Source organism: Streptomyces sp. NPDC047981, from assembly GCF_040653315.1.
Classification (GTDB): domain Bacteria; phylum Actinomycetota; class Actinomycetes; order Streptomycetales; family Streptomycetaceae; genus Streptomyces.
In genome coordinates this window covers 37,040-49,664 of the sequence record NZ_JBEZNQ010000039.1, presented here as the reverse complement: position 1 = coordinate 49,664, position 12,625 = coordinate 37,040, and the positions used below count along the sequence as shown (strand labels likewise).

13 protein-coding genes are annotated in these 12,625 nt (G+C 72.9%); 9 read left to right on the top strand and 4 right to left on the bottom strand.

What is annotated here, in order from left to right; all coding sequences use genetic code 11:
• Positions 1-143: 143 nt before the first annotated feature.
• Together chpH and AB0E14_RS23180 are read left to right on the top strand one after the other, a co-directional pair.
• On the top strand, positions 144-377 hold the full coding sequence (gene chpH / locus AB0E14_RS23185; protein ID WP_362004389.1) for a chaplin ChpH: 234 nt from the start codon (positions 144-146) through the stop codon (positions 375-377).
• 155 nt (positions 378-532) lie between these two features.
• A complete protein-coding gene (locus AB0E14_RS23180; protein WP_362421174.1) occupies positions 533-1,378 on the top strand; it encodes a chaplin in 846 nt (281 codons plus the stop codon).
• Positions 1,379-1,428: 50 nt separating this feature from the next.
• On the opposite strand, the gene AB0E14_RS23175 is transcribed toward AB0E14_RS23180, so the two are convergent.
• Positions 1,429-1,617: a DUF5703 family protein gene (locus tag AB0E14_RS23175; RefSeq protein ID WP_005319466.1), complete on the bottom strand. Its 189-nt coding sequence runs from the start codon at positions 1,615-1,617 to the stop codon at positions 1,429-1,431.
• 47 nt (positions 1,618-1,664) lie between these two features.
• Between AB0E14_RS23175 and AB0E14_RS23170 the strand changes: the two genes are divergently transcribed.
• Positions 1,665-2,312, top strand: a complete 648-nt coding sequence (locus AB0E14_RS23170) for a hypothetical protein (RefSeq protein ID WP_362421171.1) — start codon at positions 1,665-1,667, stop codon at positions 2,310-2,312.
• Between the two features lie 80 nt (positions 2,313-2,392).
• Here the strand turns inward: AB0E14_RS23170 and AB0E14_RS23165 are convergent, their stop codons facing one another.
• Positions 2,393-4,582 (bottom strand): helix-hairpin-helix domain-containing protein, encoded by a 2,190-nt coding sequence (locus AB0E14_RS23165; protein ID WP_362421169.1) that lies wholly within the window; start codon positions 4,580-4,582, stop codon positions 2,393-2,395.
• Positions 4,579-5,565 (bottom strand): aldo/keto reductase, encoded by a 987-nt coding sequence (locus AB0E14_RS23160; protein WP_362421167.1) that lies wholly within the window; start codon positions 5,563-5,565, stop codon positions 4,579-4,581. The genes AB0E14_RS23165 and AB0E14_RS23160 overlap by 4 nt, the downstream gene beginning before the upstream one ends.
• Positions 5,566-5,694: 129 nt before the next feature.
• On the opposite strand from AB0E14_RS23160, the gene AB0E14_RS23155 reads away from it, so the two are divergent.
• Positions 5,695-6,744 (top strand): LLM class F420-dependent oxidoreductase, encoded by a 1,050-nt coding sequence (locus AB0E14_RS23155; RefSeq protein WP_362421164.1) that lies wholly within the window; start codon positions 5,695-5,697, stop codon positions 6,742-6,744.
• Between the two features lie 211 nt (positions 6,745-6,955).
• Complete coding sequence (locus tag AB0E14_RS23150) at positions 6,956-7,741, top strand: ferritin-like domain-containing protein (protein WP_362421257.1); 786 nt, start codon at positions 6,956-6,958, stop codon at positions 7,739-7,741.
• A gap of 27 nt (positions 7,742-7,768) precedes the next feature.
• On the opposite strand, the gene AB0E14_RS23145 is transcribed toward AB0E14_RS23150, so the two are convergent.
• Positions 7,769-8,761 carry a magnesium and cobalt transport protein CorA gene (locus AB0E14_RS23145; protein WP_362421162.1) on the bottom strand — a complete coding sequence of 331 codons (993 nt, stop codon included), beginning with the start codon at positions 8,759-8,761 and terminating at the stop codon, positions 7,769-7,771.
• A 268-nt stretch (positions 8,762-9,029) separates the two neighbouring features.
• On the opposite strand from AB0E14_RS23145, the gene AB0E14_RS23140 reads away from it, so the two are divergent.
• The 4 genes from AB0E14_RS23140 (at position 9,030) to mshC (ending at position 12,565) form a co-directional block, all read left to right on the top strand.
• Positions 9,030-9,719: a histidine phosphatase family protein gene (locus AB0E14_RS23140; protein ID WP_362421160.1), complete on the top strand. Its 690-nt coding sequence runs from the start codon at positions 9,030-9,032 to the stop codon at positions 9,717-9,719.
• 77 nt (positions 9,720-9,796) lie between these two features.
• Positions 9,797-10,387: a DUF3090 domain-containing protein gene (locus AB0E14_RS23135; RefSeq protein WP_362421159.1), complete on the top strand. Its 591-nt coding sequence runs from the start codon at positions 9,797-9,799 to the stop codon at positions 10,385-10,387.
• Positions 10,351-11,187 carry an SCO1664 family protein gene (locus tag AB0E14_RS23130; protein WP_362421254.1) on the top strand — a complete coding sequence of 279 codons (837 nt, stop codon included), beginning with the start codon at positions 10,351-10,353 and terminating at the stop codon, positions 11,185-11,187. The genes AB0E14_RS23135 and AB0E14_RS23130 overlap by 37 nt, the downstream gene beginning before the upstream one ends.
• A gap of 148 nt (positions 11,188-11,335) precedes the next feature.
• Positions 11,336-12,565, top strand: a complete 1,230-nt coding sequence (mshC, locus tag AB0E14_RS23125) for a cysteine--1-D-myo-inosityl 2-amino-2-deoxy-alpha-D-glucopyranoside ligase (RefSeq protein WP_362421156.1) — start codon at positions 11,336-11,338, stop codon at positions 12,563-12,565.
• The last annotated feature ends 60 nt before the right edge of the window (positions 12,566-12,625 follow it).

Below are 12,625 nucleotides of genomic sequence, written 5' to 3'. Positions count from 1 at the left end.
TCACCTGCCTCCGATAATCGACCGCCCGTGCGCCTTTGACCGGAAAGAGTGAATGCACTCATAGGCTCGTAGCCCCATTACTTCCCCCTCGTTACAGGTGGTGCGGTCCGCGGCTGGGATCGCATTGCCAACAAGGAGGAATAATGATCAAGAAGGTCGTCGCTGCTGCGGCTGCCACCGGCGGTCTCGTTCTCGCGGGTGCGGGCATGGCCGTTGCCGACTCGGGTGCCCAGGGTGCCGCCATCGGTTCCCCCGGCGTGCTCTCGGGCAACGTCGTCCAGGTGCCGGTTCACGTCCCGGTGAACGTGTGCGGCAACACGGTCTCCGTGATCGGGCTGCTGAACCCCACCTTCGGCAACACCTGCGTCAACGCCTGACGTTGTGCCTCGACCCGTGAGGGTCTGAGCCAGGCCGGCCCCGGAGTGCGTGCCATGCACTCCGGGGCCGGCGGGCATTCCGCCCCGGGCGTTTCGATCCGGTGGCCCCTCTTCTGAAGCCAGAAGGCAGAAGCCGAGAAGGCAGGGAACAAGCTATGCGACAGGTCACACGCAAGGGCCTGATCACCGTCGCGGCGGCGGGCGGAGTCATCGCCCTCGGCGGTGGTTATGCGAATGCCGATTCGAGTGCGAACGGCGCGGCCGCGAATTCCCCGGGCGTCGCGTCCGGGAACACCGTGCAGGTTCCGGTGCACGCGCCGGTCAATGTCTGCGGAAACACCGTCAACGGCGTCGGGTTGCTCAACCCGTCGTTCGGCAACAAGTGCGCCAATGTCTCCAAGCCGGGCACGGGCAAGCACCGCGGCTCCTCGGCCGAGGGCGGCAGCAAGGGCTCCCCGGGCGTCGGTTCGGGCAACACCGTCCAGGTGCCGGTCGACGCCCCCGTGAACGTCTGCGGGAACAGCGTCTCGGTCATCGGCGCCATCAACCCCGCGTTCGGCAACGAGTGCGGCAACGGCATCGAGCCCACGCACCCGGGCCACCCCGGCGAGCCGGGGAACCCGGGCAACCCGGGCAACCCGGGCAACCCGGGCAACCCTGGGAACCCGGGCAACCCTGGGAACCCGGGCAACCCTGGGAACCCGGGCAACCCCGGAAACCCGGGCAACCCCGGCAACCCTGGGAACCCCGGCAACCCGGGTGAGCCCGGAAACCCGGGCACGCCCGGTAACCCCGGTACGCCCGGCAACCCGGGTGACTCCGGCGAGAACGGGACGCCGAACGGCCCGAACACGCCTGGTACGCACACGATCACGCAGCCCGAGGCGACCGAGGAGCTGGCGCAGACCGGTTCCGGTCCGCTCGGCGTGGCCGTCCCGGCCGGCGCCGCCCTGCTGCTCGCCGGATCCGTGCTCTACCGCCGCGCCCGCCAGTCCGCCTAGGGCGACGGCAGGACGCAGAGGGGCCCCGCATCGCGGGGCCCCTTCTCATGTCACCAGGTGGCGCGGACCTGACGGATGATGCGCCGGCGCAGCCGCACCCTGCGGCTGCCGTCCCGGTGCAGGCTCAGGCGGTCCAACTCCCAGTGACCGTACTCGGCATGGTCGGTCAGGAGCCGCGTCGCCTCCTTGCGGGAGACACCGCGCGGCACGTACACGTCGACAAATTCGTATTCCGGCATCGCATCTATTGTGCGGGCACACGCCCGGTACGGATAGCGTGCGTCCCATGTCTGATGCTGCGCAGCCCACCGCTGCCGAGGTACGTGCCGCCGCCGAGGCGGTCAAAGCCGCACTGGACCGTCACCTCGAGGCGGTCGAACGTCGTTCGGGGGACGACGACCCGGCCGTCTACGAAGCCTTCAACGCCCTCGCCGCGGCGGCCGAAGCCTACGACGAGCGGCTCTACGACCGTTACGACGAGGTCACCCCCTTCGAGATCCCGGGCGCCGACGACTCGCTCCCGCCCTACGCCGGGCCCGAGGAGCCGCACGCCCTCAGTGTCCTGATCCGCCGCGACTACGCCGTCGTCGAACCGCAGCGGCTGCTCGCTCAGGCACAGCGCATCGCCGACCTGGAGGGCGACGAGGAGGGGCCGGACGCGGTTCCCACCGCCGGTGGCAGTACGCACGCCGCGCTCGGCGTGCTCTTCGGAGAGTACGAACCGGACGAAATCGCCTCGCGGCACAAGGAGTTCGGTCTGGAGGAGGGGGACTCCACCCTCTGGGTCTCGGCCGCGGAGGAGCTGCCGGAAGCGGGGGAGTGGCTGAACGCCCCCTTCGAGCAGGCCGATCCGGAGCGGATCGTCTGCCGCTTCGACGTCAGCGCGGTCTTCGACGACGAGCTCGACGACGACCTGGAGGAGCAGGACGCCTGAGCGTCCGTACCGAGTGCGAAGGAGGGCGGGGCACCCGTGGGGTGCCCCGCCCTCCCGCGTCGTACGGTCCGGATTCGCTGTCAGACCTCCGAGGGCGCCAACAGAGCCTCCAGAAGCGGCCTCAGCCGGGTCGTGCGCTCCGGGGGCACGCCCTCCGCCACCGCGCGGGGCAGCGCCTGGTCCACGCCGTGGACGACCGAGAGATGGCGCTCGCCCCGGCCGAAGGCCGTGTACACCCAGGGCCGGCTCAGGCCCTGGGCCGCGTCGCCCGGCAGGACCACGACCGCGGCGGGCCAGCGCATCCCCGCGGCCTGGTGGGCGGTGAGCGCCCAGCCGTGCCGGAGCGCGGACTCCACCCGGTCCTTCGGTACGACGAGCGGCTCGCCCGCGCACTCCAGGCGCAGGCCCTCCGCGTCGGCGCCCACGACCGTCCCGGTCACCGTGCGCCCCGGGGCCGGCACGAAGGCCACCCGGTCGCCCGGGTCGAAGCCGCCGAAGCGGCCGGGGCCGGGGTTGATCCGCTCCTTGAGCGCCGCGTTGAGCGCGCGGGTGCCCGCGGAGCCGCCGTGGCCGACCGTGATCACCTGGGTCTGTCCGGCCGGCACGTCGAACGCCCGGGGAATCGAGTCGGCGACGAGCTGGACCGTGCGATGGACCGCCTCGCCCGCGTCCCGGACCGGGACGATCACGACTTCCTTGCCGGGCGCCTCCACCTGGTTCAGCTCGCCGATGCCGATCCCGGAGACCAGCTCGCCGATCGGGCCGGGGTCGGGGAGGCGGGAGGCGACCGTCGGGCACACCCGGGCCGCCAGCACATCGCCGAACACGCGGCCCGCGCCCGCCGAGCCGAGGACGCCGGGGTCCCCGCTGAGCACCAGACGGCAGCCGTCGGGCAGGGACTCGACGAGCGTCGTCGCGCTCTCGACGTCCAACTGCGGCGCGTCCAGGACGACCAGCAGGTCCAGGGCCAGCGAACCCTCCTCGTCCCGGCCGGGACCGGCGGCGCCGGACACCAGGGCGTCGACCGTCACGGCCTGCGCGCCGAGGCGGTCCACCCCGTTCTCGCTGTGCACGGCCACCGCGACCCGCAGGCCCCGCTCCCGCGCGTCCTCGGCGAGCGCGGCGGGCTCGCGGCGGGCGGCCTCGCCTCCGGTGTGCAGGACCAGGCCGTGGGCACCGGCCGCGCGGACCAGCTCATGGCCCTCCCACTCCTCCGCCGAGACGGTCTTGACCAGCCGGGCAAGGCCGTCGGCGAGGCTCTCCTCGGCCAGGGCGTACCGGTCGAGCCCCAGGAGGGCCGGCACGTCGGGCGCCTCGTCCTCAGGGGCCTCCGCGCCCTCCGTGCCCTCCTCGTCCTCGGTCTCCTCGGGGGCCTGCTCCTCCTCCTGGAACAGCAGCACCGCGCCCTCGGCGGCGGCCGCGCGCATGGCCTCGTCGGGGTCGGGCACCGACAGGCCCGTGAGGCCGGACCGCAGGGCGCCGTCCTCCAGGGCCGTGTGGCCCTTCAGCGCGGCCCGTTCGAGCAGCCAGGTCACCAGGGCGACGGCCCGGCGGGGGTCGTCGGGTCCGCACTCCGCGCCGAGCAGAGCGCGGGCGAAGCCGTCGGCCTGCTCGGGCCGCACCCCGGTCACGGCGAGCAGCTGCCAGGGGTCCTCCCGCAGCGCCTCCGCGGCGCCCTCGCCCAGGGCGGCGGCGACCTGGCCGGTCAGCGACTCCGGCGCCCCGCCGCGCGCGAGGACCTCCCGGGCGGCCGCCAGCGTCTCCGGTGCGGCCGGCCGTGCCTGGCCTACCGGGACCACGGAGCCGGCAGGGACCGGCGCGGCGGGCGCGGGGACCGGTGCGGCACGGCGCGGCTCGGCAGCGGAGGAGGGAGCGGGCGCGGGGGCCGGCTGCGGCGCGTCGAAGAACGCGCTGCCCGCCTTCGTACCGCTCTCCACCGCGCGGACCGCCGCCAGCAGATCGGCCGCCGTGCCGCTGAGCTTCCCGCCCGCGTCCACGGGCGCCGCCCGCTCGGCCTTGCGCTGCTCGATCCGCGCCCGCAGCTCCCGCTGCGCGGCCAGCTCCGCCTGGGCCTCCGAGACCTCGGCCCCCTCGGCGGCCTTCGCCTCCCCTTCGGCATCCGCCGTCGCGGCCTCGGTGCCTTCGGAGCCCTCGGGGCCCTCGGCGCCGTCAGCGGCCTCCTGGGCGTCGTGCTCGGCCGCGGCCTCGTCGGTCCCGCCCGGCTCGGGCTCGGTGGCCTCGGGCGGGGTCTCCCGCGAAGGCTCGGTCACAAGGTGCTCCAGTCCTGGTCCGGATAGCGGTGCAGGGGCGCCGACACATCGTCGAGGGCCCGGCAGATCTCGTCAGGAAGACTAAGGCTCTCCACTGACAGAGCGGCCGTGAGCTGCTGCGCGTTGCGCGCGCCGATCACCGGGGCGGTGACGCCCGGCCGGTCGCGGACCCAGGCGAGGGCCACCTGGAGCGGCGTCGTCGCCAGGCCGTCCGCCGCCGTGGCGACCGCGTCCACGATCCGGCTCGCGGCCTCGTCCAGATACGGCTCCACGAAGGGGGCCATGGTCTCCGAGCCGCCCCGCGAGTCCGCCGGCGTCCCGGTGCGGTACTTGCCCGTGAGCACCCCGCGCCCGAGCGGCGAGGACGGCAGGAGACCTATGCCCAGGTCCAGGGCCGCGGGCAGCACCTCCCGCTCGACGCCCCGCTGGAGCAGGGAGTACTCCATCTGGGTCGCCGCGAGCCGGGTCCGTCCCGCGCCGGCCGCGGCGAGCTGCCAGGTGCCGGCCTTCGCCAGCTGCCACCCGCAGAAGTTGGACACCCCCACGTACCGCGCGCGACCGCTGCTCACGGCGATGTCCAGGGCCTGGAGGGACTCCTCCAGCGGGGTGTCCGGGTCGAAGGCGTGCAGCTGCCACAGGTCCACGTGGTCCGTGCCGAGCCGGGCCAGGGACGCGTCGAGGGCGGCCAGCAGGTGGCCGCGCGAGGCGTCCGTCCGCCGGTACGGGTCGGGCACGCTGCCGGCCTTGGTGGAGATGACCAGATCCCGGCGGGGCACGAGCCGCTCCATGAGCTGCCCGAGCACGTACTCGGCCTCACCCCCGCCGTACACGTCCGCCGTGTCCACGAGTGTGCCGCCCGCGTCCCAGAACGCCTTCAACTGGTCGGCGGCGTCGTGCTCGTCGGTGTCCCGGCCCCAGGTGAGGGTGCCGAGCCCGAGCCGGGACACGCGCAGGCCGGTACGTCCGAGATGCCTCTGCTCCATGGGCGCGAGATTACTGGCCAAGACCCCACGCGGAGAGAGCCTGTGGACAACCTCCCCCTGACGGATCCGTGACCCGCGCGCTAGAGTCCGGCCCAAGAGACGTTACTGATCGGTAAAGAGGGTGTGGTCATGAGGCTCGGCATCAACCTCGGCTACTGGGGCGCGGGCATGGACGGCGACAATCTCGCCGTCGCCCAGGAGGCGGACCGCCTCGGCTACGACGTCTGCTGGGCCGCCGAGGCCTACGGCTCCGACGCGCCCACGGTGCTCTCCTGGGTGGCCGCCAAGACCGAGCGGATCGACATCGGCTCGGCGATCATGCAGATCCCGGCGCGCCAGCCCGCGATGACGGCGATGACCGCCGCCACCCTCGACTCGCTCTCCGGCGGCCGGTTCCGCCTCGGCCTCGGCGTCTCGGGACCGCAGGTCTCCGAGGGCTGGTACGGCGTCAAGTTCGACAAGCCGCTGGCGCGCACCCGCGAGTACGTCGAGATCGTCCGCAAGGCCATGTCCCGCGAGCGGCTCACGTACGAGGGCGAGCACTGGACGCTTCCGCTGCCGGACGGCCCCGGGAAGCCGATCAAGCTCACCGTCCACCCGGAGCGCGAGCACATCCCGCTCTACATCGCCGCGATCGGCCCGAAGAACCTGGAGCAGACCGGCGAGATCGCCGACGGCGCGCTGCTGATCTTCCCCTCCGCCGAGCACCTGGAGGAGACCGCGCTGCGCCCGCTGCGCGCGGGCCGCGAGAAGGCCGGTCTGACGATGGACGGCTTCGACGTCCACCCCACCCTGCCGATCGCCCTCGGCGACGACATCGACGCCCTGGCCGACATCTTCCGTCCGTACACCGCCCTGTACGTCGGCGGCATGGGCAGCCGGAAGCAGAACTTCTACAACCAGCTCGCGCAGCGCATGGGCTACGAGAAGCAGGCCGTCGAGATCCAGGACAAGTACCTGTCCGGCGACAAGGCGGGCGCCGCGGCGGCGGTCCCGCGCCAGCTGATCGACCAGACCACGCTGCTCGGCTCCGTCGAGCGGATCGCCGACCGGATGAAGGCCTACGCCGAGGCCGGGGTCACCACCCTGACCCTCGCCCCGGCCGGCTTCACGCTCGACGAGCGGCTGGCGGCGCTGAGGGCGGGCACGGAGGCCCTGGAGCACGCGGGCCTCGCCTAGAGAAGTCTGCGGCCGTGGTGGGGGCTCGGGGGGTCTTCCCCGCCACGGCCGTCACGCAGCACAACGCTCGACGGGGGCGCGCGGTTACTGGCGGAACGCTCCTTCTTTCAGCCGAACGGCCCGCCCCTCCTGTTGCCCACCCGGCCGTACCGCATTTGACTCGTTCTCTGCGGACGTGCGGCGTGCGGACGCCCGCATGGAGGTGGCAGCAATGCTCACGGCCAAGAGCCTGTTCCAGGAAATCATCGACAACGACGAGTCCTTCCAGCTCTTCTGCTCCATCGCGGCCAGCGGCGAGTCCCAGGGCGGCTGGGAGAACGCGCGGATCGCGGCCCTGGTCGCCCCCGGCATGCGGGACCTGGCCCCCAAGATCACCCGGCACGGCGCCGACGAGGACAAACACGGCCGGATCTTCAACGCCCTGCTGAGGAAGCGCGGCCTCGAACCCGTGCCGGTGCCTCCCGACACCGACTACACGATGCTCCTGGAGCAGGGCGGGATCGGCCTCGCCCACGACAAGCTCCGCCGCGACGAGCCGCTCAGCGAGGAGGACATCATCGTCTACCTCGCGCACAGCCGGGTCACCGAGCAGCGGGCCGCCGACCAGATGGACATGCTGGTCACCTACTTCGGGGACCACCCCGAGCTGGGCAAGGCCATCCACATGATCGACCACGACGAGGCGAACCACCTCGCGTACTGCCACGAAGAACTGCTGCGCCTCGCGTACGCCGGGCACGGCCGGCTCATCCAGCGCACCCTGCGCGAGTCGGCGCTCGCCGAGATCAAGGTCTACCGCGACGTCAGCCTCGCCGTGATGGGCCACATGGGCCGCATCCTGAAGTGGCCGAAGGCCAAGGCGGGTGCGCTCGCCGCCGGGATCCACGGCATGTACGGGTACGAACGCCTCGCCGGCTGGCACAAGATGGTCGACCTCAAGATGCCCGAGCGCCGCGACGCGCTGGGCGGACCCGCGACCCCGGCGCCCGCGTTCTGACCCGGCCGGAACCGACCCGCGCCGGGGCTACAGCCAGCCCCGGCGCTTGAACAGCCGGTACAGACCCACCTCGACGGCGACGAGCAGCAGGATCAGGACGGGATACGACCAGGTCCAGGTCAGCTCCGGCATGTGCTCGAAGTTCATGCCGTAGATCCCCGCGACCATCGTGGGAACGGCCGCCATCGCCGCCCACGCCGAGATCTTCCGCACGTCGTCGTTCTGCCGCACGCCCATCTGCGCCAGATGCGCCGACAGCACGTCCGACAGCAGCCGGTCGAGCCCCTCCACCTGCTCGTTGGCACGGATCAGATGATCGCCGACATCCCGGAAGAAGGGCTGCGAGCCCTCGTGCACGAACGGCACGTCACCCGCGGCCAGCCGGGCCATCGGCCCGGCGAGCGGCCCGGCCGCCCGCCGGAACTCGAGCACCTGCCGCTTGGCCGTGTAGATCCGCTCGGCCGTTCGCGACGCGCCGACGCCCACCGGGGCGAACACGTCCGTCTCCAGCTCCTCCAGGTCGACCTGGAGCTCGGCGGCCACGTCGATGTAGTGGTCCACGACCGCGTCGCTCACCGCGTACAGCACGGCCGTCGGGCCGTGCCTCAGGACCTCCGGCTCGGCCTCCAGACGGCGCCGTACGGCCGCCAGCGGCGCCCCCTCCCCGTGCCGGACGGTGACGACGAAGGAGTCGCCCACGAAGAGCATCAGCTCGTCCGAGGAGACCCGGTCGCTCTCCGGCTCGTACACGACCGGCTTGAGGACGACGAAGAGCGAGTCGTCGTAGATCTCCAGCTTGGGGCGCTGATGGGCCTTCAGGGCGTCCTCGACGGCCAGCGGGTGCAGGGCGAACTCGTCGGAGACATGACCGAACTCGGCCTCCGTCGGCTCGTAGAGCCCGACCCAGAGGAAGGCGTTCCCGCTCGCCCGCGCCTGAGCCAGCGCGTCGGACAGATCGGCGGGCCCCTCCGTGCGGTGCCCGTCCCGGTAGATGGCGGAGTCCACGATCACCCGCCGCATTCTCCCGTCTCCACGGTCCGCCCGCACCCCCGCGACACCCCCGCGCGCGCGTGGGGGTGTCGCAGGGGGTGTCCTGTGGGCCCATGCCGGGCTCACGGCGTCTGGCACGCACTCCCCCAAGCTCTTCGAGCAGGGGGGACCCCCACGCCGCGTTGTCGTCACTCGCCGACGCTCCGCGTCGACTCCCTCCTCCGCCTTGCGATCGCACGCACCAGACGCCGCTCGCTTTTCCGGCCTGGCCCACAGGACACCCCCTACTCTAGCCGCCATGGCCACGCTGATTCTCGTCCGGCACGGACGTTCCACCGCCAACACCTCGGGTGTCCTCGCCGGGCGGCTGCCCGGGGTCGCCCTCGACGAGCGGGGGCTCGCGCAGGCCGCCGCGCTGCCGGGGCGGCTGGCCGGGGTGCCGCTCGCCGCCGTCGTGAGCAGCCCGCTCCAGCGCTGCCAGGAGACGGTACGGCCGCTCCTCGACGCCCGCCCCGGCCTGCCGCTCCACACCGAGGAGCGGATCAGCGAGTGCGACTACGGCGACTGGTCGGGACGCAAGCTCGCCGAACTGGCCGACGAGCCCCTCATGGAGGTCGTCCAGGCCCACGCCTCGGCCGCCGCCTTCCCCGGCGGCGAGTCGATGCGCGCCATGCAGGCACGGGCCGTCGACGCCGTCCGGGACTGGAACGCGCGCGTGGAGGCCGAACACGGCGAGGACGCCGTCTACGCCATGTGCTCCCACGGCGACATCGTCAAGTCGATCGTCGCCGACGCCCTCGGCATGCACCTCGACCTCTTCCAGCGCATCCACGTCGACCCCTGCTCGGTCACCGTCATCCGCTACACCCGGCTGCGCCCCTTCCTCGTACGCCTCGGCGACACCGGCGACTTCGCCGCGCTCGCCCCCAAGGCGAGCCCCGATCCCAGCGGGGCCGCCGAGGTCGGGGGCGGTGCGGGCGCACCGTGATCCATCCGCGCAGTAGGGTGGACGGGCCGCTGTAGCGCGGGCCTCCACCACTGCCGAGACCCAAGGGAGTCAGGGACGTGTCCCGTCAGGTGTTCCTCTACGACCCACCGGAGCGTTTCGTGGCCGGTACGGTCGGGCTGCCTGGCCGCCGTACGTTCTTCCTTCAGGCGTCCGCGGCCGGCCGGGTCACCAGCGTGGCCCTGGAGAAGACCCAGGTCGCCGCGCTCGCCGAACGCATCGACGAACTCCTCGACGAGGTCGTCCGGCGCACCGGCGGCAACGCCCCGGTCCCGGCCGTCGCCCCGGCCGACATCGCGGACACCGCGCCCCTCGACGTGCCCGTCGAGGAGGAGTTCCGGGTCGGCACCATGGCGCTCGCCTGGGACGGCGAGGAGCAGCGCATGATCGTCGAGGCGCAGGCGCTCGTCGAACTCGACGCCGAGTCCGAGGAGGACCTCGCCGCCGCCGAGGAACGGCTGCTCCAGGACGAGGAGAACGGGCCGCCGATGCTGCGCGTCCGGCTCACCGGTGCGCAGGCCAGGGCCTTCGCCAAGCGCGCCCTCGACGTGGTGAACGCCGGCCGGCCGCCCTGCCCGCTGTGCAGCCTCCCGCTCGACCCCGAGGGCCATGTCTGCCCCCGCCAGAACGGATACCGGCGCGGAGCATGAGCGGCCTCGACAACCGGGCGGTCGTCGACCTGCTCACCAAGGGCGAGCTGACCGTGCGCGGCCAGGTCCGCGAGGCCTCCAACGCGGTGCTCGTCTGCTCCGTCTCCCTCGACGGCGCCGAGGCCGACTGCGTCTACAAGCCCGTCGCCGGCGAGCGGCCCCTCTGGGACTTCCCCGACGGCACCCTGGCCCAGCGGGAGGTCGCGGCCTACGAGCTCTCCGAGGCCACCGGCTGGGGTCTCGTACCGCCCACCGTGCTGCGGGACGGCCCGTACGGCGAGGGCATGGTCCAGCTGTGGATCGACGCCGACCCCGGGGCGAGCCTGCTCGCCCTCACCGAGGACGAGGAGGCGGCGGAGGGCTGGAAGGCCGTCGGACCCGCCCAGGTCGGCGAGGACCGCACGGCCCTGCTCGTCCACGCCGACCGCCCCGAACTGCGCCGGCTCGCCGTCCTGGACGCCGTCATCAACAACGGCGACCGCAAGGGCGGGCACCTGCTGCCCGCGCCGGACGGGCGCCTCTACGGCATCGACCACGGGGTGACCTTCCACGTGGACGACAAGCTGCGCACGCTGCTGTGGGGCTGGGCGGGCGAGGAGCTGCCCGCCGAGGCCGCCGCCGTCCTGGAGCGGCTCGACGGCTCCCTCGCCCCGGGGACCCCGCTCGCCACCCGACTGGCCGAGTTGCTCACCGCGGCCGAGGTGGACGCCCTGCGCGGCCGCGTCAGCGCCCTGCGCACCACCGGCCGGCACCCGGAACCCTCCGGGCAGTGGCCGGCGATCCCCTGGCCTCCGGTCTGACCGGACCGACGGGTTTCGGCCAACGCCCCTCGGTCGCCGCACCCCCCTGGGGGTATGCATGAACCGCTGCGAGCTGCAAGAGCGCCTCCTCGGCCAAGATCCCGGATCCGGTTCGTATCCGGAACGCGTGTCCGGTTACGCTCAGGTCATGCATGCCTGGCCCGCTTCTGAGGTCCCCGCCCTGCCCGGCAAGGGCCGCGACCTCCGGATCCACGACACCGCGACCGGCGGACGAGTGACCCTCGCCCCCGGCCCCGTCGCCCGTATCTACGTCTGCGGCATCACGCCGTACGACGCGACCCACATGGGTCACGCGGCGACCTACAACGCGTTCGACCTCGTTCAGCGCGTGTGGCTCGACACCAAGCGGCAGGTCCACTACGTCCAGAACGTCACCGACGTCGACGATCCGCTCCTGGAGCGCGCGATCCGCGACGGCGTCGACTGGGTCGGTCTCGCGGAGCGCGAGACGGCCCTCTTCCGCGAGGACATGACCGCTCTGCGGATGCTGCCCCCGCAGCACTACATCGGCGCGGTCGAGGCCATACCCGGCATCGTGCCGCTCGTCGAGCGACTGCGGGACTCCGGCGCGGCCTACGAGCTCGACGGCGACATCTACTTCTCCGTCGAGGCCGACCCGCACTTCGGCCAGGTGTCGAACTACGACACCGAGCTGATGCGCCACCTGTCCGCCGAGCGCGGCGGCGACCCGGACCGCCCGGGCAAGAAGAACCCGCTCGACCCGATGCTCTGGATGGCCGCCCGAGAGGGCGAGCCGAGCTGGGACGGCGGCAGCCTCGGCCCCGGCCGCCCCGGCTGGCACATCGAGTGCGTCGCCATCGCCCTCGACCACCTCGGCATGAGCTTCGACGTCCAGGGCGGCGGCTCCGACCTGATCTTCCCGCACCACGAGATGGGCGCCTCCCACGCACAGGCGCTCACCGGCGAGTTCCCCATGGCCAAGGCCTATGTGCACGCCGGCATGGTCGCCCTGGACGGCGAGAAGATGTCCAAGTCCAAGGGCAACCTCGTCTTCGTCTCGGCGCTCCGCCGCCAGGGCGTCGACCCGGCGGCCATCCGGCTCTCGCTGCTCTCGCACCACTACCGCGCCGACTGGGAGTGGACCGACCAGGTCCTCCAGGACGCCGTGGCGCGCCTGGACCGCTGGCGCGCCGCCGTCTCGCGGCCGGACGGCCCCTCCGCCGACGCGCTCGTCGAGGAGGTCCGCGAGGCGCTCGCCGACGACCTGGACGCGCCGGCCGCGCTCGCCGCGGTCGACCGGTGGGCCGAGCTGCAGCACGCCGAGGGCGGTACGGACGAGTCCGCGCCCGGCCTCGTCTCCCGCACCGTGGACGCCCTGCTGGGAGTGGCCCTGTAGCCCGCTCCCGTACAACTCCCTTCAAGGGAACCGCCCTTGGACTTCTCACGAAGTCCGAGG